We start from the raw sequence: 24,732 nt of genomic DNA on the forward strand, positions 1-24,732 counted from the left end.
GGTTCAGTAGTGGATGGGGCCGACCAGTCCGCCGCCGACCGTGACCGCGTCGCCGGTGATGGCCACGCTGCGCGGCGACGCGAGGAAGGCCACCACGTCGGCGACCTCCTCGGCGGTCACCTCGCGGCCGATCGCGGTCCGCTCGGCCCGGCGCCGCTCGGCCTCCTCCAGGGTGACACCCCACTGTTCGGCGGCGGCCGCGATCAGCGCGGGGGTGCGCTCGGTGACCGTGGCGCCCGGGTGCACGACGGTGACGTTGACGCCGTGCCGGCCGAGCTCGTCGGCGAGGTTCTTGGTGAGCGCGACCACGCCGATGTTGCGGGCGGTCGCCACGAAGTCGCCGCTGAGCCGGGCGGCCAGGCCGGAGATGTTGATGATCCGGCCCCAGCCCTGGGCGATCAGGTCGGGCGCCACCGCCCGGGAGGTGCGCAGGTAGCCCAGCACCTTGACGTTGACCGCGTCGACGAACTGCTGGTCGGTGGTCTGCGAGGGCGTGATCGGGCCGCCCTGGCCACCGCCCGGCACCGCCGCGTTGTTCACCAGGATGTCGATACCGCCGAGCTGCTCGCGGACCCGCTGCACGCCGGCCCGCACCGACGCGTCGTCGCCGGTGTCGAGCTGCGCGCTGACGATCCGCCCCGGATGGCCTGCCGCCGCCAGCTCGGCGGCGGCCTTGGCCAGCCGTTCACCGTCCCGCGCGGCGATCGCCACGTGGGCGCCCTCGGCGAGCAGCGACCGCGCGATGCGCAGTCCGATCCCGCGGCTGCCCCCGGTCACCAGGGCCCTCTTACCGACGAGTTGCAGATCCATCGACACCCTCCTCAGGTCGGCTGAACCATATCGCCCATAGGTAAAGTGGGTTTACGAGGGCGTCAACGATCAGTGCTCGCCCACCGCCGTCGCCGCGGCGCGCGGATGACGCGGGCGACTGAGTCCCCGGTGCTTCGGCCCAGCCCCGGAGGCACGGGCGGAGGCCGTACCGAAAGAATCGTGGGGTGATGGTGTTGATCGATGATCTGCGGTCGTTCGTGGACGGGCGGGCGGCGGAGGTGGCGCGGACCAGCGCGGCCGGGGTGGCGCTGCTCGACCGGCTCCGGGAGCGGCGGATCGACGAGCTGTGGCTGGACCACGACCTCGGGGACGACGACACGATCTGGCCGGTGGTGGAGGTGCTGGAGCGGGCCGCCTTCGAGGAGCGGCCGTTCGACGTCGGCCTGATCCTGATCCACTCGGCGAACCCGAGCGGGGCGGCGAAGATGAGCCAGGCGCTGCGCCGGTGGGGCTACCCGGTCCGGGCGGCGACCGGCTCGGCGGCGGTCGGCTATCTGGGCTGAGCGCATGCGGATCGCAGCGTGCGGCCCCGGCTGGTTGGCGGGGTCGCGGGGTTGGGCACGTCCACGACCCGGCGGTCACCGTGCGGACTGGGGCGGCTGGCGGGTCGCGGAGAGCTTGCCAACCTGCATGGCCCAGCGGGCGCCGGGTGGAAGGCCCGGCGCCCGCGTTGTCAGCTAATGGTCAGGCCGTCGGGCAGGCCGTGCAGTGTCGTCCCGTCGAAGTCGACGGGGTGTCCGGCGATCCGCAGCCCGGTGACCGCGGGGGCGTCCGGCATGGGGCGCAGCAGCACCCGCCCGCCTGGCACGTCCGGCTCCAGGCCCATCCACGCCTGCAGGATCAGCACGGCTGCGGCCGCCGACCACGCCTGCGGGTGGCACGACGCGGGGTAGGGCACCGGCCGGCTCATCTCGGTGCGGGCGTCGCCGCCGTACAGCTCGGGGATCCGGAAGCCGAACGCCTCGCCGGCGGTGAGCAGGCCGTCGATGAGCTTCGCCGCCTCGGCGGCGAAGCCGGCGCGGGCGAGACCCGCGGCGACGATCGCGGTGTCGTGTGCCCAGATCGAGCCGCAGTGGTACGACAGGGGCGCGAAGCCCCGGTCGCCGGCGGACATCGTGCGCAGCCCGTAGCCGCCGGACATCGCCTCGGACGCCAGCGCGGCGGCGACCCGGCGTTCCTCGTCGGCGTTCAGCAGACCGGTGCCGAGCAGGTGGCCGATGTTGCTGGTCAGCGCGTCGACCGGCCGCTTGTCGCGGTCCAGGGCAAGCGCCGGGTACGCGCCGTCGCGCACCCAGAAGGAGGCTCGGAAGCGGTCGGCGAGCCGGGCCGCGTACGTCCGCCAGCGGTCGCCGCCCGGGCGCCCGAACGCGTCGAGCAGGGCGGCGCCGTCCAGGGCCGCACGGTACGCGTACCCCTGCACCTCGGCCAGCGCGATCGGCGCCTGCGCGATGCGCCCGTCGTGGAAGCGCACGGCGTCACCGGAGTCCTTCCAGCCCTGGTTGGCCAGCCCGCGCCCGGTGGTGTCCAGGTATTCCAGGAAGCCGTCGCCGTCGGGGTCGGCGTGCTCGGCCAGCCAGTCGAGAGCCGCCTCCAGGTGCGGCAGCAGCGCCACGATGTCGGCCGGGGCGTGGCCCCAGCGCCACGCGTCGTGCAGCAGGCTGATCCAGAGCGGGGTGGCGTCGATCGTGCCGTAGTAGACGGCCGGCAGCCGCAGTCCCTGCTCGGGGAGCGCGAAGTCGGCTCGGCGCAGTTCGTGCATGATCTTGCCAGGGGCCTCGCCGGTCTCCGGGTCGGCCTTGGCGCCCTGCCGGCGGGCGAGCGCCCGCAGCGTGCCGATCGCCAGCTCGGTGCCGAGCGGCAGCAGCATGCGCGCCGCCCACAGGCTGTCGCGGCCGAACAGCGTGAGGTACCACGGCACACCGGCGCCGAGGAACGTGTCGCCCTCGTCGGTCGTGGTGGTCAGCTTCAGCGCCGTCAGGTCGTCGAGCGACTGGGTGACCAGCCGCTGGAGCCGGTGGTCGCGCGCCCGCACCACGGGCCTGGAGAACGCGCCGCCGGTGCCGGGCCGCATCACCGCCGCGGGGTCGTCCACCGTCAGCCGCCAGCGCAGCACTGTGCTCTCGCCGGGTGCGATCGTGATCGTGCGGCGCAGGTCGCCATCGATGCGCACCGCGATGCCTTCGCGCTCCCACGTCGCGCCCCCGGCCCGGCCCGACTTGACCACCTCGATCGGCGCCAGGTCACTCGCCGTCTCCACGGTGACCTCGGTGGTGACCGGCTCGCTCGCGGTCGAGCTGATGATGATCTCCTCGTCCAGGCCGCCGGGCCGGACCCGGCGGATGCGGTCGACCCGCACGGTGGGGTCGGGGGTGCGGTCGCCGAGCCAGCGGGCCAGTCCGACGAATCGGGTCGCGCCCGGGCCGGCGGGGGCGTGCCCGATCGGCTCGGGTTCGCGGCCGTCGAGCCGCAGCACACCGGTCGAGAGCACCCGCGCGTCGGCGTGGAACAGGCCCTGCACGCCGCTCGCCCGGATCTGGCCGTCGGTGCCGGACAGGGCCGCGGTCGGCGCCGCCAGCGTCGGGACCAGGTCGTGCAACAGCGGTTGCAGAGTCATGGGGACACCTCTCGTATTGCCGTCTTGACAGCTTGTCGCCGGGCGGGCAAAGTGCGAAACACTCCCGCAACTTGAACGATCCAATCCTGCCGCATCGGAATTTGATCGTTCAAGACCTAGGAAGGCAATCCGGTGGAAAAGGTTACGATCGACACGGTCGCCCGGCGAGCCGGCGTGTCCCGCCAAACAGTGTCCAATGTGATCAATACGCCCGACATCGTGCGCGCCGAGACCCGTGCGCGGGTGCGCGAGGCGATCACCGCCCTCGGCTACCGGGTCAACCGGGCGGCCCGGCAGATGCGTACCGGCCGTTCCCGGCTGATCGCAGTCCGCATCGAGCCGGCCCGCGACGGCATCAACGGCTCCGTGCTCGACCGCTTCCTGCACGGCCTCACCGATGCCGCGGCACCCGCCGGTTACCGGGTCATGCTTTACACCGCGGCGGACGACGCCGAGGAGATCGCCACCTACGACGACCTCCTCACGGCGCACGACCTGGACGGATTCGTGCTGACCAGCACCCACCACGGCGACCCGCGCACGTCCTGGCTCGCGGCGCGTGACGTGCCGTTCGTGACGTTCGGCCGCCCCTGGGGCGCCCCCGAGACGCACGCCTGGGTCGACGTGGACAACGCGGCCGGCACCGAAGCCGCCACCAGCCGGCTGCTCGCCACCGGGCACCGGCGCATCGGTTTCGTGGGCTGGCCCGCCGGCTCCGGCGTCGGCGACGCCCGCCGCGAGGGCTGGGCCCGCACCCTGGCGTCGTCCGGGCCGGACGCGCCGGCTTGCCTCGACGACCTCGCGGTCGCCACCGTGGACGGCATCGACACCGGCGCGGCAGCCGCTCGTGACCTGCTCACCCGTCCCGTCCCGCCGACGGCCCTGGTCTGCGCCAGCGACTCGCTCGCCCTCGGCGCCCTCGCCGCCGCGCGCGAGCTCGGCCGCTACTGCGCGGTGGTTGGCTTCGACGACACCGCCGTTGCGCAGGCCGTCGGCCTGACCAGCGTCAGTCAGCCGCTCGCCGCCGCCGCCGCCCGCTGTATGGATCTGCTGGCCGAGATCCTCGACGGCGGCGGCCCGGCAACACCGGCACGCGCCCTACTCCAGCCGTCTTTGGTGCTTCGTCAGACGGCCTGAACCGCTCCCTTCACCGCTTCCCAGGAGACAACCATGACCAGAGACAGACTGCGCGCCGTCGCCTTGGCCGCGTTCACGGCCGGTTCGCTCGTCGCCGCGTCGGCGTGCGGCAGCGGCTTCGACGACCAGAGCGCTGACACCACCCAGCAGAAGAGCGGGCCCGCCGATCTCCAGATCATGATCGGCTCGTCCGGCGACGCGGAGACCAAGGCAGTGCGGGACGCCGCCGCGAAGTGGGCCACCGCCAGCGGCAACAAGGCCACCGTGACCCCGGCGCAGGACATCGTCCAGCAGCTCGGCCAGGCGCTCGCCGGCAGCACCCCGCCGGACGTCTTCTACGTGGACGCCGCCCGGTTCGCCGACTACGCCAGCGTCGGCGCGCTCGAGCCGTACGCGCAGGACATGGCCGGCGCCGACGCCTTCCTGCCCAACCTGCGTCAGTCGTTCACCCGCGACGGCAAGCTGTACTGCCTGCCCAAGGACACCTCGACCCTGGCGCTGCAGATCAACACCGACCTGTGGAACAAGGCCGGCCTGACCGACGCCGACATCCCCACCACCTGGGCCCAGCTCACCGCCGCGGCGCAGAAGCTGAAGGCGTCCGGCGTCACCCCGCTGGCCATCGGTGACACCCGCGACCGGATCGGCGCGTTCCTGGTGCAGAGCGGCGGCTGGTGGGTCAGCGCGGACGGCAAGCAGCCCACCGCCGACACGCCGCAGAACGAGCAGGCGCTGGCGTACGTGCAGAAGCTGCTCAAGGACGGCCTCGCCGCGTACCCCAAGGCGCTTGACGCCGGCTGGGCCGGCGAGGCCTTCGGCAAGGGCAAGGCGGCCATGACCATCGAGGGCAACTGGATCAAAGGCGCACTGAAGAGCGACTTCCCGAACATCAAGTACACGGTCCGGGAGCTGCCGGCCGGCCCGAAAGGCCAGGGCACCCTGTCGTTCACCCAGTGCTGGGGCATCGCGGCGAAGAGCAAGTTCAAGGACCAGGCGGTCAAGTTCGTCGAGGCGATGACCACCACCGATCAGCAGATGGCTTTCGCCACCGCCTTCGGCGTGATGCCGTCGCGGCAGGACGCCCAGACCACCTACCAGCAGCAGTACGCAGAGGATGCCGCCTACATCGCCGGCGCGAAATACGCGCAGGGCCCGGTCAACGCGCCGAAGATGGACAGTGTATTGGCCGATCTCGACGCGGGTCTGCAGGGCCTTGCCGCCGGCGACCCGAAGGCGGTCCTGCAGCGCTTCGACAAGAACGCCAAGACCGCCCTCGGCGGCTGAGCACTCGTGACGACCACCGCGAACCGCGGGGCGCGGGGTGACGAACGCCGGGCAGGCTGGTTCTTCGTCACCCCGATCGTCCTCATCCTCGGCCTCTTCATGCTGCTGCCCATCCTCATGGCGCTGTGGACGAGCCTGACCGACTGGAACGGCCAGGGCAGCCCGTTCGCCGGCGACGTGCCGTTCGTCGGCCTGGACAACTACACGCAGCTGTTCGCCACCGACGACCTGGCCCGGCTCGACTTCATGACCAGTCTGCGCAACAACGCCTACTACGTGCTGTTCGTGGTGCCGATCCAGACCGCGCTGGCTCTCGGCCTGGCCCTGGTCGTCAACAACCGGCTGCTGCGCGGCAAGGGCTTCTTCCGTACGGCCTTCTACTTCCCCTCGGTGACCAGCTCGGTCGCGATCAGCGTGGTGTTCCTGTTCATGTTCGCCAACGGCGGCGCGATCAACGCGGTGCTCTCCGCCTTCGGCGTCAGCGGCCCGCAGTGGTTCTCCGACTCGCGCGGCGTGCTGCACCTGCTCCTCGGCCGGATCGGCGTGGTCGATCCGACGGCGCCGCCATCGGTTCTGACCGAGCACGGCATCCTCGGCCTGAGCTGGTGGGACTGGGCCTCCGGCCCGAGCGTGGCGATGTGCGCGATCATCGCGCTCGTCGTCTGGACCACCTCGGGAACCTTCATGCTGATGTTCCTCGCGGCGCTGCAGAACGTCCCGGTTCAGCTCGACGAGGCCGGGATGATCGACGGAGCCAGCCGCTGGCAGCGCTTCATCTACATCACCCTGCCGCAGTTGCGGCCGACCACCTTCCTGGTGATGACGCTCGGCCTGATCGGAACGTGGCAGGTCTTCGACCAGATCTACGTGATGAGCCAGGGCAACCCGGCGAAGACCACGCTCACGCCCGCGTTCCTGTCCTACCGGACCGCGTTCCGCGATTTCGACTACGGCTCCGGCGCGGCGATCTCATTCGTCCTGTTCCTCATCATCGTGCTGCTGACCCTGCTGCAGCGCCGGGTGATGCGCGAGCGCAACGAACCGGGCGGCCGCGGGGCCGGCCCGGCCCGAAGGAGGGTTTGATGGCAGTCTCCACCGCCACCCGCACGGCGCCGGCCCCGCCGGCGGGCCCGACCCGGCGGGCCGGCGAGGGCTCCGGGCGCGTGCTGGCCTCGCGGTTCGCGGGGTACACGATCCTCGTCTTCTTCTCGCTGGTCTTCCTCTACCCGTTCGTCATCCAGATCGCGAACTCGTTCAAGACCGAGGCCGACGCGGCCGCGCACCCGCTATCGCCGGTGCCGGAGCCGTTCACCGCCGAGTCGATGACCCGGATCTTCGAGGGCACCGCGTTCCCCACCTGGCTGGGCAACTCGGTGCTGGTCACCGTGGTCGTCACGCTGTCGCGGGTGCTGCTCGACTCGATGGCCGGCTACGCGCTGTCGCGGCTGCGGTTCCGCGGCCGCGGTCCGCTCTTCGCCGCCGTCATCGCGCTCATGGCCGTGCCGCCGGTCGTGCTGCTCATCCCGAAGTTCCTGGTCCTCAACCAGCTCGGCATCTACAACAGCTACGCCGCGCTGATCGTGCCGCTCATGGCGGACGCGGCCGGTGTGTTCATCATGAAGCAGTTCTTCGACTCGGTGCCGGCCGGCGTGGAGGAGGCGGCCCGCATCGACGGCGCGGGCCCGTTCCGGACCTACTGGTCAGTGGTGCTGCCGATGGCCAGACCGGCCCTCATCACGCTGACCATCCTGTCCTTCCAAGGCTCGTGGAACGAGTTCCCGCACACCCTCGTGGCCGTGCAGAACCCCGGGCTGTTCACCCTGCCGCGCGGACTCGCCGACCTGGTCAGCGGCTCGCTCGGGGCCGGCACCCAGTACCCGCTCAAACTCGGCGCGGCACTGCTGGCCACGATCCCCGTCGCGATCATCTTCGTGGCCTTCCAGCGGTACTTCGTCCGGGACGCCAACGAGGGAGCCGACAAGGGTTGAGGCATGGCCCGGCGGTCGTCGTCGCCGCCGTCTCCATCGGGATTCGTCAGGTCTGTAGGTGGCGGAGCCCCGGACGATCCGACCTTTCGGAGCCGTCTCGGCCGCGCCTGTTCCGCACACTTTCCACCATCGACCGCCACCTTGGATCAGAAGCAAAGGCTCGAAGGCGTCAATCAGACGGCAGGGATTGTCACCTCGATCCATGCCGTGCGCTGCGGGTATGCCCGGTTGCCCGGGGAAGCGGCGACTCAGCTAGTGCGTTGGCCACGAACGTTCACCGGGTCTGATCCGTCAGGCGGCCTTCGTTCGGGGCCGGCCCCAGCGTTGTTGTCGTTCGCTGCGGACCCGGGCTCGTTCGCGGCGTTGCGCGGCGAGGACGTCGGGGTGTCGGGCGTTGGCGTTGCGCCATCGCAGGTATTTCTGCAGTGCGCGGGCCAGGACGGTGTGGTTCGGGTGGTTGGTCCTCGCCCTGCCCAGACGAACCAATGCCGGGGCAGATTGCGTTGTTCTGACCCAGTCCGATCGGATCGCGGCATGAGAGTGAAGCTGCCTATTGGACCTGACCGGCCACGGCCAGCGGCGATAGCCGGTACAGCGCCTTGCCGGCCGCGACATCCTCGGCCGTGAGGTCCAGCAAACCCGGCTGCCCGTCGACGTAGTCGACGGCGGTCGCTGTCACACCGTCAGAGACAGCGGCGAAGTAGTCGGTCAGTACAGACCTCGGAGCACTGCACGCGAGCGAACATCGCCTCGTCGGCACGACCGCCCACTAACCGCCATCCCCAGACGTCACGGACGCGTAGCGAGCACCGGCCGGCAAGAGGATGCCTCTGAGATGGGCTCGCCTCTCCAATGACCGTGCGCTAACGTCCTTCCGCGCGCCGGGCAAAGGCACATGGGAAGGGTGCGTCATATTCAATTATGTTGCCCAAGATGCAGGCTGTCGCCTGCGGAGGCATGAGCCGGTTCGAGTCCGGTAGCCCGGCGCGCCTGCTCAGCGGCAAAACAATGCGTTGCCGGAATCTGCGCGGAGGCACCACGGCAGCTCGTCGTGGCGGGGTCATACGATTTCGCCATGACATCGCGCGATGATGCCCTGGGCATCATGACAGAGCGGTTCCCGCTGGTCGCGGAGAGGATTCAGCGGCTCTGGGGACTGCGACTGCCACGTCATGTCGCGGTATTCGCGGCTCTCGCGGCCAGCGACGGCGGTGCCCTTAACGAGATGGGCATCTCGCCCTGGGGAGTCACCGACTATTTCCGTGACGACGGCCTCGACCGGCGCGGCCGTGACGGGCTCGACCCGCGGTTGCACGCCCGCTTTCGCTGCGACCCGGCCGAATTCGTGACGGTAATGAGCGGTGGCTCCGACGGGCTGCACTATGGGCTCTGGTTCGACGACCCAGCCGAGTTACCCACGGTTATCGCCCGCAACTACGCCCGCGACTCGGCCGAGACCTGGGCGTCTACCGCGCCGACGCTGCTCCGCGTAGTGCGCGAGGAGGTGGACAGGTTCCTGAGCGACTACGGCGATGAGCGGGAGGAAGCCGAGCGCGTCACTCCGCTGATCGATGCCCTCGGGTGGTATGCGGCTGCCGACGAAGCGGCACTACGGCAAGACGGACCGCCCCGCTTGGTGTCGGCGCCACGGTCCTACCTCGCCGTATCTCTGATGCCCCTGTTACCGCAGGGCAGCGGGGACCCGCAGGTAGCCGCATCTGGTTCCCGCCTCGACGCCTTTCAGAAAGATCCGGCCCAGGCCGCTGAGTGGATCGCCCAGGCCCGCCGCCAGCTCGCCGCGGGGCAGCCCGCGCTTGCGCTCGCTGTCGGCAGTGAACTGCACTGGCTTGACCTCGACGTGCACCGGCAGGCCGGCCTGGACCTGCTCCTCGGCGCCTACCATGCGCTCGGCCGTGACGCCTTAGCCGAGATCGCCACGGTCCACGCCGCTCACCGCGACCTCCGCTCGGTCGAGGTGCTGATCACCGATGGATTCTGAGAAAGCCGCACGAGACTGGACAGACACAGCCTCTCACCCGCCGCGCACTATCAGCGGCAGTTGAGTGCACGTGATCAGGTCAGTCCGGCCGTCTCAAAGGCTCAGTCGCCAACCAGCCGCAGCGCCAGGTTCTGGTCATTGCTGCACCGTTCCGCAAGGTTACGTACTGCCTCGATCACCTTGCGTTCCCCTTGGTCCACGGCCGCAGTAAGCATCTGGTCGAGCTCACTCAGGAACTGCGGCATCTCACCCGACGACAGCTCCATGGCTCCGTAAGGGTCGATACGGTCAAGCATCGGCGTCGACCTGCGGCGCTGCGCACGTTCGACAGCCTGGGCGAATCGGAAGCCCGTGTCGCCGACGGTCGCCAGCTCGACGGACCGGCGTCGCTGAAAGCTCGTGCCCTCCTGCTCGAACATGAAAAGCTCAACATCAAGGCCCACGCGGGCGAGAGTACCGCTGCGCGCCATCGCCGCCTTGTCCCCATCGGCATGAGTTCGAGACCGTACTTACCGGTCCAAGCCGTCGTGCTGTCAGCGGCAGATCCGTAAGTTGGCCCCGGGCATGTCGAGGCGGGGTCACGCCTCAGCGTTGCGGATCTCCTCGAACGTGCCGTCGGACTTCATGCGGTAACGGCGTGGCGGTCCCATCTGTCGCAGTAGCTGCTTCACCTTGGCCTCGCGCTCCGCCTGTTCCTGGCCTGTCGGGTCAGCGACGCGGAATCCCCGCAACGGAACTTCGTACGGATCGACATCGCTCGGGTCGGGACGACCTTCCAAGATGAAGCCGAACAACGCGCGCAAGGCCCCCTCACCCAGCTCCAACGGATGAAACGGCAGCGGGTACGGATCTCCTGACAACGTCGCCCCGACCGGCCGCTCGCCCGCCCAATACGGCTGCTCGAAGTCATACGGCTCGCCGATGTTCTCCACGATGCCGCCATCGGGAGAAAGGCTCAGCGAGCGGACCAGCGAACCGTTCTCCCACACCGCGAAGCACAGCCAATCAGAGACCGAGTGCATCCCGTGCATGATGATCCGACGGCCATTTCCAGCCTGAAGCAGGCGGGCCGGCAGCTGCGACGGGCGGTCGCAGATGAGGCGGCGATCGCAGAACAACTCCGCCCCGGCCAGCACCGTCGCGTAGCTGGTGTCATCCGGCGGATAGGTGTCGTCCCCCAGCACGCCGTCGGCGATCGGTGTCACGTCGTAGCCGGGGTGTATTTCGTGCACCAGCGCAAGGACTTCGACGAGGTCGGCTTCAACGGCCTCCCGCAGAGCGGAGCGTAGATCGCCCTTGGTGAAAGCAAGCAGTGCGGTCTTCGCGCCCATCGAACCCTTCGCCTCCCACCGAGATGATCAAGCAGACTACGGCCAGCCTGCTTTCTCAGGCATGGGGGCTGAACGCACTCTCCTCGACATGACAAGACCCAGAACGGTGACATGTCGCTGACAGCAAATCTGTGTCGGTCCCGGGGCAAGAACTCAGTCCTCGTCGTCGCCTTGGACTCGTCCACCCAGTGATGCGGCAAGTTGGTTGGCGACTCGTTCAGCGCGATCAGAGAAGTAACCCTCGATCATCACCTCTCCTCGACGCCAGGAGAAGTTGGCCGACTCGCCCGGTACCGCATATACGCGCTGCGAGCCAATGTCGGTCCACTCCACGTGCCCCGCGAGCACTAGATCCGACGTGCTGTCGGCGAGTTGTTCCCACTCTTCTTTGCCAATGGGCACCTCCTCGCTCTCCCAGAAGTTCGGCGCTCTCGTTATATGGAAGTTGTAGCCCATCTCATCTTCTTTGTCCGACCATCAGCAGATACGCGAGTATCGCAAGACCCGGTCCGCCGCGAGACGCCCTCTCATCAGCAAAGTCGCGCGTCGGCTCCTGACTCGGCGACCCTCGTGGTGGTGAAGATCCGACCGTGTGCCGGTCAAGGTTCCGGCGGGCGTTCTGGTCGATGGGCTACCCGTTCCGTCAGACGGCCCTTTCGGGTCAGGAGGATAGGGTGCGTCGGTGATCGACGACATCGACTGGGCGGCGTTGGAGCACGCCGAAGGCCGCGCCGACGACCTGCCGGGCCTGCTGCGGGACGCCGAATTCGACGCGATCGCCGATCTGATTTTTCCGCAGGGCACGCTCTACTCCGCTACGGTCGCGGCCGTTCCGTTCCTTGCCGGCCTGGCTCACCACGCACCTGCCCGGCGCGACGAATTCACATGGCTTCTCGGCATGCTCGCCGACCGCAGCCACGCCTACGGGGAGCTGTCCGACGAGGTCCGAGCCGCGGTCGCCGCCCAATCGCTGCCGCCGCTCGACGACCCTGATCCTCGAGTTCGAGCCGCAGCGGCGTACGTCGTGGCCCGAGCCGACGGCCCGGTCACGCTGTTGCACGAGCGCTTCGCGATCGAGACCGACCCGACGGTACGGAGTTCGCTGCTGCTCGCACTCGGCGAACTGGACCCGGCCGGTGCTGCCGCCCGGTTCCCGTCCAACGGGACCGCTGACGAACGCTACGCCGCCGGTCTCGCCGCAGTCCGTGCCGGGGTGCCGCTACCCGCCGGCGTCCCAGCCGCGGTCACCGCCGCGCTGGACGACGGTGTCGATCTGCATTACGCCTGGATACGACGCGAGCCGGTGGAGGAACTCCTGCTGTCCGCCACCGACGAGGGCGCCGCCGAACTGATCGATACGCTCATCCTCAGCGCCGAGCCGGCCACCCGACGGGCTGCTGTCTTCGCCGTGGCGGAACGCTCGAGGTACCACCGGTCAGCGCCCGCGGACCTGGTCCCGAAGATCGCCCGGCTGCTGGCGGACCCGGACGCAGGCGTTCGCGACGAAGTGATCAGCACGTTGCGCAGCACCGGTTCGATCGCCGGACGCTATCGCGATCAACTCGCTGCAATAGCCATCGACCACGCCGCCACCCCGAGACGTCCGGGGATCACACCAGCGCGACCGGCATGGGAAACCCTCCAGCGGCTCGGCGACCCGCGCTGGGTCGAGTCGGCTCCGACGCTGCGCATCCGGGAACCGCGCTGGGTGCCGTACACCTGCGAGGTCCTCGACGTAGTCCGCCGCCACTTGCCGAACTGCCACCACCTCGTTGACCTGCTCGGTCTCTGGGGACCACAGGCGGCGGCCGCGGTACCCGACCTGATCGCCCTGCTCCCGCAGACCGGAGCCCTCGCCGCCAGAGCGCTCGCCCGCATCGGCTACACCAGTCCCGAGGCCCTACCTCACCTCGGGCCGCTCGCCGCCGACGGCGACCTGGACGCAGCCGCCGCGATCCGTCGACTCACCGGCGATCCCCAGCCCCTACTCACGGCCCTGACCGCATGGTTCGACCCGCCGCCCCCACCCGCCGTCGGCTTCGGGCTGACCGCACTGCTGCAAGCCCGTCACGCACCGCGCCACGACCCTTGGATGAGCACCCGGTTGCCGCTGCTCCACCCCGGCTCCGACCTGATGCCTGTGGTCCCGGCCGCCCGCACCTATCTCACCGGTGTATGCCATCCCACCTATGCCGAGCGGGTCCGGCAGATGGTCGCGGCGCTCGTGGTCGTGGCCGCCACCGGTGAAACCGCCGAAGTCCTGCCTACCTTGCGGTCGCTGATCGTCCGCGACTTCTACGGCGTCGCAGACACCGCGGAACTGCTCGCGGACCTCGCCGGCCCCGACGACGAACTCCTGCACCGCATCGACCTGTTACTCACCGGCGAGCGCATCATCCGCACCGGCCCGGCCGTTGACATCATCTGGATCGACGAGGCAATCAGCGCCCGCCTGCAAGCGGTACATGACCGACTCCGGCCCGCGGTTCCCGCGGCAGCTCAGTGCGTCAACCGATCAGGAACTCACATGCGACGAGGCTGACGCTGTCGCTATCTTCCGTCGACGCGCGGGATAACTGGTTCCGGCGACTACCGGGCCCTGAGGAGCTGAAGTGGAAGCCTCATTAGTGCGAGAGAACCGCGTGGTTCTCGATCTCGTCCAAGCCGCTCTCGGCCTTATCTCGCCTGAAATGTGGGCCATCTCGGTTCACGCGGAGCCTGACCGGATCCTCCTGTACGTCGCCGTGCATGAGCACACCGCGCAGGTAGCAGAAGACGTTGACGATCTGGTATTCGAGCTGGAAGCACTACAAGACAGGGCGATTGCGATCGAGGCAGCCGTTCATGTGGGTGATCCCGGTGCGGCCTGGCCGGGAGACCTCGGACGCCGTGTCTACCTGGCGAAGCCGACATGATCTGCCGCCGAGACTTCGCCGTCACGGATCGCGGCTAGATGAGGACGTTCTGAAGTCAGCCGCTACTGGATCCGGCTGGCCGTTACTCCGACCGGATCCTGCTCGGGGCGCAGCACTATCCAGCCGAGGTCATGGTCTACGAGGACGGCAGCGAGTCGCCGGAGAACCGTCTGAAGTTCCTCGACTCCGGTCGACACTTCGACATCCAGATGCCAACGCCCAGATCCGGAGCCCGCGCCCGTAACCTCGCCGTCTTTGCCCAATGCGACTACGAGGAGGTCCTCGACGTCGTCCCGATCGACGTCGTCCGGCAACGGCCGTGGGCCCATGACCTCTACAAACACGAGCGTGATCGTAACGGCTACCGAGGATGGCCATCTTACACTCTCGACCGCCCACTGACAGAGAGCGCACGATACGCGGCAAATGAGTAAGCACGCTGGCGGGCTGGCAGCGTGCTTACCGATGTAATACCGCGATCTTCGAGATCAACTCCTCCGGCTTCGGAGATGCTAGCCACATGGGGCAATTACCGGATGTGGAACGCTCATGGAGCAAGATCGTCAAATGGCTCGCAGACAACTGCCCAGATGATCTTGTGAGCCTTCAGGGTCCCGCTTCCGCTGAGCAGCTCGACGTTATCGAGCATGTCTTGGGAAGGCCGCTGCCGGCTGATCAGCGGGCGTGGTGGCAGCTCGCAGATGGAACTGACGAAGGCGGCACCGCTGTCTGGCTCATACCCGTCGTTTGGACACCGCTCTCCACGAGAGACGCCCTGGCCCGCTACCAAGTTATGTTGAAGTTCGTCGCCGACGAGCCCGAACTCGCTCAACGGCGCGCCGAGCCAGCCGGTTCTCCGCTCTCCTGGACTTGGCTGCCGGAGTGGTTTCCGATAGCCCACAATCTCGGAGGGGACTACCTCTTCCTCGATCTACGTCCCGGACCAAAATCCGGATGCGTGGGAAGGCACCGTAAAGATGAATGGAACTATAGCGGACCGGTCTGGCTGAACGTGAAAGCAATGTTGTCGGACGTTGCTGATGCAATGATAGATGGCACCGAAATTGAGAGAAGGCGCCCCATCGTCGAAGACGGTCGGCTCAACTGGTCGCTGACTGGTTGAGGTCCCACCTCGACGCCGCCGAGGCAGCATTTTACCTGATGTTCTTTCACCGGAATCGAACAAGCGCGCACTCACATCGGCAGTTGATAGTGCCGAGGATAGGAACGGTGGGCAGGGAACAGGCGGCGCCGTCTGCCGATGCGCCGGCGAGGCGATTCAGTAGGAAGGGTCCTCCGCCTGCGAGCGGACTGAGGCGTCAGGGTCCTGTCTGAGGATGTCGCGGATGTGTCGTGGGGTAATGAGCGCGGTGGCCATCCACCACCGGACCTCTACTGATCGATCTCGGGCGAGCCGCTGGAGGTCTTCCTCCTCCAGGGTGACGGCGCGAACGAGTGCGGACCGGACCAGCGCTGAGCGATCCCTGGCGAGGACGCGGCGTTGCTCGGCCGTCGTGCGGGTGTTTATTGCCGCGCCGGCTCGGACTTTGGCGACGGAGTCGGCGCTCAAGGTGGCCAAGGCGACCGAATCAGCCGTTTCGAAGGCAAGTTCACTGCGGAGGTTGACGGAGCTGTCGGCAACGAGCGCCGCTACTACGTCGGGGGCGAGGTCTTTGCGGTAGACGAGCTTGAAGCGAAGATCCTCGTCGGGTGACGCACAGATGGCGCGCTGCACGTGTTCGTCGCACCCGGGATTGTCTGCTACCTTCCAGCGGACGTGGGGGTGCGGATCGCCGACGAGCCGGATCAGGTCTTCTCGGGATGTTGCCGGGTGGGCTGCCACCGCTTCCCGCACGTTCCTGTCATCGTCCGATGCGAGCGTGTTGAGCACCGTTCGTGTCAGATCCGAGCGAACGGCAACGGCCCGGCGAATTCTCGTCGATGGGTCGACGGCCAGACGAGCGATGATCTCGGGTGGCGTCTTCCGATCCTCCGCCAGGGCAAGCCGCGTCGCGACACGCTTACTCGTGGCATCCCTGAGCAGGTTTTCTTGGTGCACAACCGCTTCGTTATCCGTGTTCCTCACCCCGTCACGTCTACCATTTGGGTCCACCTGGCCGCGGGTGGGTCAGCGGTTCTCTTGAAGCGGCCAACGCGAAACAGGTAGTGGCCCACTCGGCGGTCAGACGCACTCAACTCGGCATGTGAGCTCGGCGTCGAGAGGGTGCGTCGACCCGACCTCAGATGAACCAGGTCGGCGTGGCTTCACCGCTGGTCCCTGCGGCTTCACGCACGAGTGGCTTCACTTTCCAAAGCAGGCCGGTGTCACGGGCAGCATGCGTGTGATGAGCAGCCTCCTGAGCGCGGCGACCTCGATCTGGCCGAAGGCTTCCGCGAGCCGTCGGTAGGTGACGAAGTCGATGCCTCGGCGCCGGGCCGCCTGTTCCCATTTCGGCAGGGCTACGAGGGTGTCGGTGGAGGGAGGCTGATGCCGTCGGGATTTGGCTGCCTTGGTGCGTTCGGCTTTGAGTTCGGTGGCTCCCATGGTTTGCATCGCGAGTTCCTCCCCCCTCAGCCATGGATGTGGTGCCGGCCAGAGCGGGAAGGAGCGGGTTGATATCTGCGATGGCAGCCAGGTCGACGTCAAGGGCGGTACGGCCGGTCGACGGACACGATCGTGCAGCTCCCACCGGCAAGCCCCGTCGCCTCACGGTTTCGGCACCGAACACCTGGCTCGTGGTCTCCAATGGTGCAGGATCCACAGCTCCACCTCTGGGGCCAGCCAGATCCGGCCGAGGCTCAACTGCGCGTACGGCTGCGGGAAGTCTTCGCGGCATGCCAGCTGCTGCACCCGCTGCCGGCTGACTCCGAGCCGCTTGGTGATCTCCGCTGCGGCCATCAGCCGGGGCCCCTCACCCTGAGCCCAGCAACGCGCACAACCCGACTCGCCGTCGGTGGCTTCTCGGCTGGTCATCGCGCCGCCTCCGCTGGAGCTTTGTGGTCGTCATAGTCCCGGCTCTCGTGGCCGGTACGCCTGGGCAGCAGTGATAGGGCTGCGAAGCCGAATCAGGTCCGAGGTGGCGGATCTTCTGCCGGTTGAGCGACCCGGACCTTCGCGGCGGTGATCGTGTCGAGGACGAGATCCTCGACAGCGACCTCCAACTCTGCGGAGTCCAGTTCCAGGACCGCGTGAGTTTCGTTCACGCTGATCCGGCTGATCCTGACCAACGTGGTACCGACCCTGACCACGACCGGCATGCCGAAGACGTCTAGGAGCAGGTTGAGCAAGCCGCTCCCCTGCTCCAGCGGGCCGTGCGGCGTCATGCCGCGAGCCCCGGCTCCTCGCACCAACCGAGAAACCGCTCGTAGAGGTCAGGCGGTGACCCGCCAGAACCGGCAGCCCAGTCGTCGATCGCTTCGATCAGGTAGGAGCCGAGCAGGACCGCCAGGCCGTGCGGGAAGCGTTGGTATTGCTCGGCGAGCTCGACCTTGGCCACGGCGCAGGGCCACGGTTCCCCGCAAGCCTTGCAGTCCCAGCTGGGGCGCTCGCCCTGGTGGTTCGTCCGAGGGATCAGCATCGCCGGTCTCCATTAGCCCGCCGAGTCTGCGCCGAGGTCAACGAACCGGCTCGGCCGATCTGACGGAATGCTCGTGTTGGCTCGGTTGACCATCGCGGCGTGTTCGGCGGTGTCCCGGTCGCGTGTTGACGGATCTGCTGAAGGTGCAATTCCATACAGGGCCAGGCCAGACCGCATACGCACTTGCGGCGCCGCAGAAAGAACACACGGTGCCACCAATCGCGCTGTTCCTTCCGATGTTCCATGACGCCTCCCGTCGCTGCCGGTAACCAATCCCTCGTTGGCTTGGCACAGACGATCCCGTGCCGGAGGCGTCAATTGATAGATCACGGTGGGGGTGCAGCCCGAACCCCCATCACGGGTGTTTTCAACGGTCGATAGATACGGGGGGATCAGGCACGTCGAGTTCCGTGCTGACCAAACGGGTCTTTCGTGCCGCAAGAAGGGCCGTGCCGGGCCGCGCCGCTGTAACGTGTGCGGATCCGGCAGTCAGAGGATGTTCCATGTCATCACGGCGTGCGGGTCCGCGCGCAGACCGGCGATGCGGCGGGCGACCTCGGCGGCAGCTGGGCTGCCGGGTGCCGACTTGCGGGCGTTAGTGGCGATCATCTGGAGCTCACGGAGCCGACAGAGGTCCTCGAAGCGGTCCCAGCCGCGGGGATCGCGTCCGTAGGCGGTGACGAAGTCGTCGAAGTCGTGGCTGCCGAACCGGCGGCAGTGCACCGCAACGGTCGCGACGTCCCACATACGGGGGCCGTCGGAGGCGCTGTCCCAGTCGGCCAGCACCGGGATGCCGTCGTCGCGGCGCAGGGCGTTGCGGACCTGCGGGTCGGACTGGATGAGGCCGCTGTCCCACGGCATAGCGGCCGCCCAGACCGGGGCCAGTTCGCCGAGGCGGTGGGCCAGCAATTCTTGGTCGGCCGGGGCGAGGATTGCCGAGGCATCGACGGAGCGCCGGATTCCGTTGATCGGGTCGAGGACGGTGGGCACGCCCGCCGGCGGCAGTGGCAGGGCGTGTAACTGCCGTAGCAGCTGCCCGAGCTCGCCGGTGGTGATCGGCTGGGCAACGGACGCGTCGAGGCGTCGCCACAAGGTGACGGCATGACCGTCGACCTCGATCGGCTGCGAGATGCCAGGGTGAAGGGCCACGGTCAGGAAGTCGCGCGCCTGCAGCCAGGCGACGAGGTCGACGACCCGCCGCACCCGTTCGAGCGGGACCGACAACGGGCTGATCTTGACCACCACGTCACCCACCGCGTAGACCGCGTTCGTGTGGTGACGCAGCAGGACGGCCTCTGCCGGGGAACGATCCAGGATGAGGCAGACCTCGTCGAGTATCGGCCGGGTCCGCTCCTCGACGAACATGAACGCTCCCTGCGGTCGAGTGCGGTGTCCTTCCCGATTCAGGGTAAGGGCGCGTGCCGTCCGCACTCGCGAAGATATTCGTCCAGTTCGAGAACGGGTCCGTGTCGCTGGCCGGTGGGGACGGCGGCGACGATGTCGCGTGCCCGCGACAGGACGATCTCGGTGCGTTGTGGCTCCGGCAGGCAGCCGACGGCCTCGCGTGCCACGGCGGCGGCCTCACCAGCGCGGTGCTCCTGGGTCAGGCACATCGATCGGTCCATCAGGATGAGTGCGGGGTCGATCGACGGCGTGGTGTTGGCCCGGTACAGCTCGAGCGCCTCCTCCTGCAACTGGTAAGCCGTCGTGCGGTCGCCGGCCCAGGCGGCAGTCCCGGACAGATAGAACAGCAGGCGTCGTGCCGGGAACTCGAAGGCGGCGTTGTTGTCAGCGCCCTCGACCTGGTCGAAGAGCTGCCGGGCCTGTCGCATAGCGATCCGCGCCTGCTCGGCGGCGCCGGTGCGGGCCAGCGCACGAGCACGGGCTGCCGCGGCCAGCGCAGTCAGCGGGCACGGCGTCGTGGACATCGCCAGCGCATGTTCGGCCAGCGTGATCGTCTGCTGAGGGTCACCGAAGTAGTAGGGAAGCATCGCCGCGTGTGCCCGCACCAGCACCCGCAACCGGCTCTGTCCGCTGTCGTCGGAGGCGGCGGCCGCCGTCCGGTACCACAGCCGGGCATTGGTGGCGTCTCCGAGTCGCATCAGTGCGTCCGCGGACAGGGTCGCGAGCAGAGCTGCGGCACCCGACAGCCGTGCCTGGACCGCGGCCGGCTGCCGCCGCCGGGACAGCGCGAGCACCTCGGCACATTCGGCAGTGACCTGCTTCAACACCACCGACGGCGCGGTAGACAGATAACCACGAACGTGATCATGAGTCGCTTCCTCGATCATCTCCAGCTGGTAAGCCGTGACCGAGGACGCGGCCAACGCCTCGTCCAGTTGCACGCGCAGCGCGGCCAGCCCACCGGAGAAGGACTCCGGTTCGACCGGAGCGGCCGGGACAACCGCACCGGTCTCGTAGCCTAGGCCCATCACCGCGCGAGGGATACCTAGACCCTCAGCGACACGGTCAAGCACCTCGTAGGCCGTGACCTGCCGGATGTTCTTGGCGATCTCGGCGGCCCGGTTCGGCGAGATGCCGACGAGCCCGCCGATGCTGGCGTACGAGACACCCCGGGCGTGCAGGAACCGGAAGATTGCCGTGACGTCGCGTCGTTCCAAGAATTCCCGGATCGGACGGCCTTCCCAAGTGCCTGATGCCCACCAGCTCGGGTCGATCTCGACGCGCATCGGCACCCCTCTCGCACCCGTCGCGACTGTCGACTTCGGCGTACGCCCGATATGGCCGTATCGGGTCAGCGTGGCATCGAACGGCAGTGATCTCAACAGCGTCGCTGCCGATCACCCACCGTGGGGACCCACCGTGGGGACCCGGGGAGGTATTGAGTAGCCTGGTACGTAGCTGTGCAGCATGGTGCCGGCGTGTTGCTGCGAGCGGAATTCCGCACCACCCACTGTGTGTACCCATCGGCGGTGACGGTGGGAGCGTGTCTCCAGACCGATGAACGGCGCTCGCGCTGACGCGGCCGCCGCAGGTCGTTGTGGCCCAGTGCTTATGCCGGCTCGACTTTGACCAACGTTCCGGAGGCATCGTCCTTGACGTAGGTGCGTTTGGCGTTCTTGGTGAGCTTCTGCTCGACGGCTGACTGCAGGTCGACGCCGGTCATTTCGGCCAGTGACATGACGTAGATGGCGATGTCGGCGAGTTCTTCGCCGAGGTTGTCACGGGTGCGGCGCCAGGCGTCGAAGGCTTCGGCGACCTCGCCTTGCAGTAGACAGAACTCCAGGGGAACTTCGCTGGTGTTGAAGCCTTTGGCCAGCTTGTTTTCCCAGGTCAGCTTCTGGGCGGACCTGATCTCCAAGGTGTGCCTCCGGACGTCAGCAGGCTACAAACCGGGGCAGCTTATCGAGCCCGGCGTGCTGCGGGAAACCCACCGTTAGCGTGTCACGTGTGCTCGTCTGGGTGGTCCGTAGGGATCAGGAGGGCCTATGTCGATCGATCAATTTTGGTCTCGCCAAGCGCCGCTCTCGAAGTACGCACCACCGCCTGTTTGTAATGGGAGCGCTCCCATGTAACGATGACGGCACATGTTTTGCGGCGTGAGGACAGGGCTATGCGCTCATCGGGTAGGGCACGGGGCCGCGTAGCGGTCGCCGTCGCCGCAGCGGCCGGACTGCTCGCCGGCGTCATGACCGTTCCCGCCGCGCCCGCCGCGGCCGCCGGGCTGCCCTATCAGGATCCGACGTTGCCGGTGGCGACCCGGGTCGCTGATCTGCTCGGCCGGATGAGCCTCGACGACAAGGTCGGCCAGATGACGCAGTCGGAGCGCGGCACCACCACCGCCGCGGACGTCACGACATTCCGGGTCGGCTCGGTGCTGTCCGGCGGCGGCTCGGCGCCGTCGCCGAACACCCCGACCGGGTGGGCCGACATGTACGACAACTATCAGAGGGGCGCCCTCGCCACGCCGCTGCAGATCCCGATCCTCTATGGCATCGACGCCGTGCACGGGAACAACAACGTGCCGGGATCGACCATCTTCCCGCACAACATCGGGCTCGGAGCCACCCGCGACCCGGCGCTGGTCCAGCAGATCGGCCGGGCGACGGCCGAGGAGGTCACCGGCGCGGGGCTGGACTGGACGTTCGCGCCCTGCCTGTGCGTGGCCCGCAACGATCGGTGGGGCCGCACGTACGAATCGTTCGGCGAGAAACCGGAGATCGCCACGGCGATGACGACGATCGTCGACGGCCTGCAGGGCTCCCGCCTCGACGGGCCCGCCTCGGTGTTGGCCACCGCGAAGCACTACATCGGCGACGGCGGCACCACCGGCGGCACGGACCAGGGCAACACTCAGCTGACCGAGGCCGAGTTGCGCGCCATCCACCTGCCGCCGTTCGCCGCCGCTGTCGAACACGGCGTGGGCTCGGTGATGATCTCCTACAGCAGCTTCAACGGCGCCAAGCTGCACGGCCACGAATACCTCATCACCGACGTGCTCAAAGGTGAGCTGGGCTTCACCGGCTTTGTCGTCTCGGACTGGGCCGCCATCGACCAGCTCGACGGGCAGCGCGGCTTCACACAGGCCGAGGTGGTCACCGCGGTCAACGCCGGACTCGACATGATCATGGTGCCGACCGACTGGAAGACGTTCGTCGGCTACCTGCGCGCTGCTGTGCAGGCGGGGCAGATCCCGATGACCCGAATCGACGACGCCAACCGGCGCATCCTCACCAAGAAGTTCGAACTGGGCCTCTTCGAGAAGCCGTACGCCGACCGGAGTTACGCCACGACGATCGGCAGCGCCGCGCACCGGACGCTGGCCCGACAGGCCGTACGTCAATCTCAGGTCTTGTTGAAGAACGCCGAAGGGATCCTGCCGCTCGCCAAGAGCGGCGGAAAAATCTTCGTGGCCGGCAAGAGCGCGGACGACATCGGCAATCAGAGCGGTGGATGGACGCTGAGCTGGCAGGGCGCCAGCGGCAACACGGTGCCCGGCACGTCCGTGCTGGCCGGCATCCGCGCCATCGCGGGCAGCGGCACCACCGTCACTTATGACCGCGACGGCGCCGGGATTGACAACACCTACCGTGCGGCGATCGCCGTGGTCGGCGAGACGCCGTACGCCGAAGGCCAGGGTGACCGCCCCGGCTCGATGAGCTTGGACGCGACGGACCTCGCCACGCTGTCCCGGCTGCGCGCCTCGGGCGTACCGGTGATCGTGGTGCTGGTCTCCGGCCGCCCGCTGGACATCGCCGCCGAGATCGGGAACTGGACGGCCCTGATCGCCGCCTGGCTGCCCGGCAGCGAGGGCGCCGGCGTCGCCGACGTGCTGTTCGGCGACTACGCGCCGACCGGCAAACTGCCCGTGACGTGGATGCAGTCGGCCGCCCAGCAGCCGATCAACGACGGGGACGGCAAGACACCCCTTTTCCCGTACGGCTTCGGACTTACCTATTCGACCACCACGCCCGGCGACACCACCGCGCCGTCCACTCCCGGCTTCCCCACGGCGACCGCGGTGACGGCCACCGGCCTGACACTGACCTGGCCGGCGTCGACCGACACCGGCGGCAGCGGACTCGCCGGATACGACGTCTACCGCGACGGCCTCCTGGTGGCCTCCCCGGACACCGCCTCGTACACCGTCACCGGCCTGACCGCCGGTACGTCCTACGCGTTCAGCGTGGCGGCGCGCGACGCGGCCGGCAATCGCTCCGCCCGGTCCCCGGTCCTGGCGGTGACGACCCCGACCGGCGGCACACCAGCCGCGTCGTGCCGGGTCCGCTACACCACCAACGACTGGAGCACCGGCTTCACCGGCACGGTCGCGCTGACCAACACTGGTTCGGCGGCCCTCAACCCGTGGACGCTGACCTGGGCTTTCAGCGCAGGCCAGACCGTCACTCAGGCCTGGTCCGCGCGGGTCGCGCAGAGCGGCTCGACGGTCACCGCAACCGGTGAGGCCTGGAGCACCAGTCTGGCCCCGGGCGCGACGATCAGTTTCGGCTTCAACGCCTCCCTCCAGGGCACCAACCCGCGGCCCGCAGCCTTCACCCTGAACGGAACAGCCTGCACCGCGGACTGACGCTGTCGCCGTACCGATACCCCGCCCGGATCGCGGCATGAGAGTGAATATCGTGGCGGGAGGCAGTTGGGGCTTCTGCTGATTGAGCAGGTTGCCGAGAGCCTTCGATAATCGACCTCGACGAGATCTGGAGGTCATCGGGCGAGTTCCGCACCCATGCTGTTCAGAACAGAGTTTGGATACCCGAGGTTGCGGAGTCGTGGGCCTGCTTGGATGCCGGACGGGACGGGACAGTGGACCGGGCGCTGGGCGGGCTCTGCAACACGGCGTCAAGCTCGAGGGCTGATATGGGAGCCAGCCGGTAGATACCTTGCACGCTGATCGCCTTCGTCAACAATCCGTCCTCGTTGACATGCTTGATGGGCCGCGGCCCTCGGCGCGGCAGGTAGGTCAGGGTCTTGAGCGCTTCGCCCGCAACGGCCTGGTTGCCGTGCACCAGGGTGCCGCCTTCGCCGAGCACAACCTCGGTGGTGCATGTCGGCGCCAGGAACCGCCAGCTGGCAAATCGTTCGAAGTATCCATCCAGGGAGTCAACGTCAACTTCTACGATCTCCCGGACTCGCATGCGCCCCAATACGAGCAGGACCTGCCGATACACGCCGACGGCGTAGAGCAGGTCACCGACACTGACCTTGGCATGTCGGAAACTCGGCTCGGACACGTGCGGGCCCCCAAACATGACCTCCAGCGGTCGGTGCACACGCAACGCCGAACGCCAACGATCTTGCGGCCAGTAGACCGTGTAGGCGTCACTCATGCGCGCACTGTAACGGCTACCACCGACACAATTTGGAGACCCTCTCTATGGAGCTTCGGGTGCACTCATCTCGGTACGAGCGTGCGCCGGCTCGGCCAGCGCGACAGAGTGTGACGGCTCGCGGCCAGTGAGCCGCGCGCTCGGCGGCAGAGAAGAGGCCGTCGTTGGAAGGGCGCTTTCGCTGTGCCGATAGGGACAGGTTACGCGCGATACTACACGGCATGAATCCTCGAACCCCGTGTCCAGAGT

At 68.1% G+C, this 24,732-nt stretch carries 26 protein-coding genes and 1 pseudogene; 10 read left to right on the forward strand and 17 right to left on the reverse strand.

The genetic code is table 11. The annotated features are described in order from the left end of the window. Positions 1-3: 3 nt before the first annotated feature. Positions 4-810: an SDR family NAD(P)-dependent oxidoreductase gene (locus tag BJY16_RS36005; RefSeq protein ID WP_185044016.1), complete on the reverse strand. Its 807-nt coding sequence runs from the start codon at positions 808-810 to the stop codon at positions 4-6. A gap of 188 nt (positions 811-998) precedes the next feature. On the opposite strand from BJY16_RS36005, the gene BJY16_RS36010 reads away from it, so the two are divergent. Next, entirely contained in the window at positions 999-1,334 is a 336-nt protein-coding gene (locus tag BJY16_RS36010; RefSeq protein WP_185044017.1) for a cyclic-phosphate processing receiver domain-containing protein, read from the forward strand. Between the two features lie 170 nt (positions 1,335-1,504). Here BJY16_RS36010 and BJY16_RS36015 read toward each other — a convergent pair whose 3' ends face one another. Next, the gene (locus BJY16_RS36015) at positions 1,505-3,445 is read right to left on the reverse strand and encodes a glycogen debranching N-terminal domain-containing protein (RefSeq protein WP_185044018.1); all 1,941 of its coding nucleotides are present in this window, start codon (positions 3,443-3,445) and stop codon (positions 1,505-1,507) included. 132 nt (positions 3,446-3,577) lie between these two features. Between BJY16_RS36015 and BJY16_RS36020 the strand changes: the two genes are divergently transcribed. From BJY16_RS36020 to BJY16_RS36035, 4 genes are read left to right on the forward strand one after another with little or no spacing between them, the layout of a single operon-like run. Then, on the forward strand, positions 3,578-4,582 hold the full coding sequence (locus tag BJY16_RS36020) for a LacI family DNA-binding transcriptional regulator (RefSeq protein WP_185044019.1): 1,005 nt from the start codon (positions 3,578-3,580) through the stop codon (positions 4,580-4,582). Between the two features lie 33 nt (positions 4,583-4,615). Beyond that, complete coding sequence (locus BJY16_RS36025) at positions 4,616-5,866, forward strand: sugar ABC transporter substrate-binding protein (RefSeq protein ID WP_185044020.1); 1,251 nt, start codon at positions 4,616-4,618, stop codon at positions 5,864-5,866. A gap of 6 nt (positions 5,867-5,872) precedes the next feature. Beyond that, complete coding sequence (locus tag BJY16_RS36030) at positions 5,873-6,949, forward strand: carbohydrate ABC transporter permease (protein WP_185044021.1); 1,077 nt, start codon at positions 5,873-5,875, stop codon at positions 6,947-6,949. Beyond that, positions 6,949-7,854, forward strand: a complete 906-nt coding sequence (locus BJY16_RS36035) for a carbohydrate ABC transporter permease (RefSeq protein ID WP_185044022.1) — start codon at positions 6,949-6,951, stop codon at positions 7,852-7,854. Before BJY16_RS36030 ends, BJY16_RS36035 begins: the two co-directional genes overlap by 1 nt. Positions 7,855-8,145: 291 nt before the next feature. Here the strand turns inward: BJY16_RS36035 and BJY16_RS47860 are convergent. Both BJY16_RS47860 and BJY16_RS47865 read right to left on the reverse strand, forming a co-directional pair. Further along, a pseudogene (locus tag BJY16_RS47860) lies at positions 8,146-8,322 on the reverse strand (IS630 family transposase); the annotation flags it as partial. 82 nt (positions 8,323-8,404) lie between these two features. Then, on the reverse strand, positions 8,405-8,533 hold the full coding sequence (locus BJY16_RS47865; protein ID WP_260418352.1) for a hypothetical protein: 129 nt from the start codon (positions 8,531-8,533) through the stop codon (positions 8,405-8,407). A gap of 396 nt (positions 8,534-8,929) precedes the next feature. Between BJY16_RS47865 and BJY16_RS36040 the strand changes: the two genes are divergently transcribed. Then, positions 8,930-9,853, forward strand: a complete 924-nt coding sequence (locus BJY16_RS36040; protein ID WP_185044023.1) for an ADP-ribosylation family protein — start codon at positions 8,930-8,932, stop codon at positions 9,851-9,853. 101 nt (positions 9,854-9,954) lie between these two features. On the opposite strand, the gene BJY16_RS36045 is transcribed toward BJY16_RS36040, so the two are convergent. The 3 genes from BJY16_RS36045 to BJY16_RS36055 all read right to left on the reverse strand — a co-directional run bounded on the left by BJY16_RS36045 (position 9,955) and on the right by BJY16_RS36055 (position 11,640). Continuing rightward, entirely contained in the window at positions 9,955-10,296 is a 342-nt protein-coding gene (locus tag BJY16_RS36045) for a hypothetical protein (RefSeq protein ID WP_185044024.1), read from the reverse strand. A gap of 135 nt (positions 10,297-10,431) precedes the next feature. Further along, positions 10,432-11,184, reverse strand: coding sequence for a DUF6928 family protein (locus BJY16_RS36050; protein WP_185044025.1), 753 nt, complete (start codon positions 11,182-11,184; stop codon positions 10,432-10,434). A gap of 153 nt (positions 11,185-11,337) precedes the next feature. Then, entirely contained in the window at positions 11,338-11,640 is a 303-nt protein-coding gene (locus BJY16_RS36055; protein WP_185044026.1) for a hypothetical protein, read from the reverse strand. Between the two features lie 226 nt (positions 11,641-11,866). On the opposite strand from BJY16_RS36055, the gene BJY16_RS36060 reads away from it, so the two are divergent. Together BJY16_RS36060 and BJY16_RS36065 are read left to right on the forward strand one after the other, a co-directional pair. Next, entirely contained in the window at positions 11,867-13,726 is a 1,860-nt protein-coding gene (locus BJY16_RS36060; protein ID WP_185044027.1) for a hypothetical protein, read from the forward strand. A gap of 100 nt (positions 13,727-13,826) precedes the next feature. Continuing rightward, positions 13,827-14,099 carry a hypothetical protein gene (locus BJY16_RS36065; protein ID WP_239177285.1) on the forward strand — a complete coding sequence of 91 codons (273 nt, stop codon included), beginning with the start codon at positions 13,827-13,829 and terminating at the stop codon, positions 14,097-14,099. Positions 14,100-14,161: 62 nt separating this feature from the next. Here the strand turns inward: BJY16_RS36065 and BJY16_RS36070 are convergent, their stop codons facing one another. Continuing rightward, positions 14,162-14,443 carry a hypothetical protein gene (locus BJY16_RS36070; RefSeq protein ID WP_185044029.1) on the reverse strand — a complete coding sequence of 94 codons (282 nt, stop codon included), beginning with the start codon at positions 14,441-14,443 and terminating at the stop codon, positions 14,162-14,164. Between the two features lie 176 nt (positions 14,444-14,619). On the opposite strand from BJY16_RS36070, the gene BJY16_RS36075 reads away from it, so the two are divergent. Then, complete coding sequence (locus BJY16_RS36075) at positions 14,620-15,222, forward strand: SMI1/KNR4 family protein (protein WP_185044030.1); 603 nt, start codon at positions 14,620-14,622, stop codon at positions 15,220-15,222. 156 nt (positions 15,223-15,378) lie between these two features. Here the strand turns inward: BJY16_RS36075 and BJY16_RS36080 are convergent, their stop codons facing one another. The 8 genes from BJY16_RS36080 to BJY16_RS36115 form a co-directional block, all read right to left on the reverse strand. Beyond that, on the reverse strand, positions 15,379-16,185 hold the full coding sequence (locus tag BJY16_RS36080; RefSeq protein WP_185044031.1) for a hypothetical protein: 807 nt from the start codon (positions 16,183-16,185) through the stop codon (positions 15,379-15,381). Positions 16,186-16,401: 216 nt separating this feature from the next. Continuing rightward, positions 16,402-16,653: a hypothetical protein gene (locus BJY16_RS36085; protein WP_185044032.1), complete on the reverse strand. Its 252-nt coding sequence runs from the start codon at positions 16,651-16,653 to the stop codon at positions 16,402-16,404. Positions 16,654-16,806: 153 nt separating this feature from the next. Beyond that, the gene (locus BJY16_RS36090) at positions 16,807-16,998 is read right to left on the reverse strand and encodes a DNA-binding protein (RefSeq protein WP_185044033.1); all 192 of its coding nucleotides are present in this window, start codon (positions 16,996-16,998) and stop codon (positions 16,807-16,809) included. A 167-nt stretch (positions 16,999-17,165) separates the two neighbouring features. Further along, positions 17,166-17,423 (reverse strand): hypothetical protein, encoded by a 258-nt coding sequence (locus tag BJY16_RS36095; protein WP_185044034.1) that lies wholly within the window; start codon positions 17,421-17,423, stop codon positions 17,166-17,168. Further along, positions 17,420-17,596, reverse strand: coding sequence for a hypothetical protein (locus BJY16_RS36100; protein WP_239177287.1), 177 nt, complete (start codon positions 17,594-17,596; stop codon positions 17,420-17,422). The genes BJY16_RS36095 and BJY16_RS36100 overlap by 4 nt, the downstream gene beginning before the upstream one ends. 570 nt (positions 17,597-18,166) lie before the next feature. Further along, complete coding sequence (locus BJY16_RS36105) at positions 18,167-19,042, reverse strand: phosphotransferase enzyme family protein (protein WP_185044036.1); 876 nt, start codon at positions 19,040-19,042, stop codon at positions 18,167-18,169. A 38-nt stretch (positions 19,043-19,080) separates the two neighbouring features. Beyond that, positions 19,081-20,367 (reverse strand): NsdA family TPR-like regulatory protein, encoded by a 1,287-nt coding sequence (locus BJY16_RS36110; RefSeq protein WP_221502075.1) that lies wholly within the window; start codon positions 20,365-20,367, stop codon positions 19,081-19,083. Between the two features lie 323 nt (positions 20,368-20,690). Next, positions 20,691-20,999: a MazG-like family protein gene (locus BJY16_RS36115; RefSeq protein ID WP_185044038.1), complete on the reverse strand. Its 309-nt coding sequence runs from the start codon at positions 20,997-20,999 to the stop codon at positions 20,691-20,693. Positions 21,000-21,326: 327 nt separating this feature from the next. Between BJY16_RS36115 and BJY16_RS36120 the strand changes: the two genes are divergently transcribed. After that, entirely contained in the window at positions 21,327-23,726 is a 2,400-nt protein-coding gene (locus BJY16_RS36120; RefSeq protein ID WP_239177289.1) for a glycoside hydrolase family 3 N-terminal domain-containing protein, read from the forward strand. A 163-nt stretch (positions 23,727-23,889) separates the two neighbouring features. On the opposite strand, the gene BJY16_RS36125 is transcribed toward BJY16_RS36120, so the two are convergent. Then, complete coding sequence (locus BJY16_RS36125; protein ID WP_185044040.1) at positions 23,890-24,483, reverse strand: hypothetical protein; 594 nt, start codon at positions 24,481-24,483, stop codon at positions 23,890-23,892. Positions 24,484-24,732 lie beyond the last annotated feature (249 nt).

This window comes from Actinoplanes octamycinicus, from assembly GCF_014205225.1.
In the GTDB taxonomy this organism is placed as follows: domain Bacteria; phylum Actinomycetota; class Actinomycetes; order Mycobacteriales; family Micromonosporaceae; genus Actinoplanes; species Actinoplanes octamycinicus.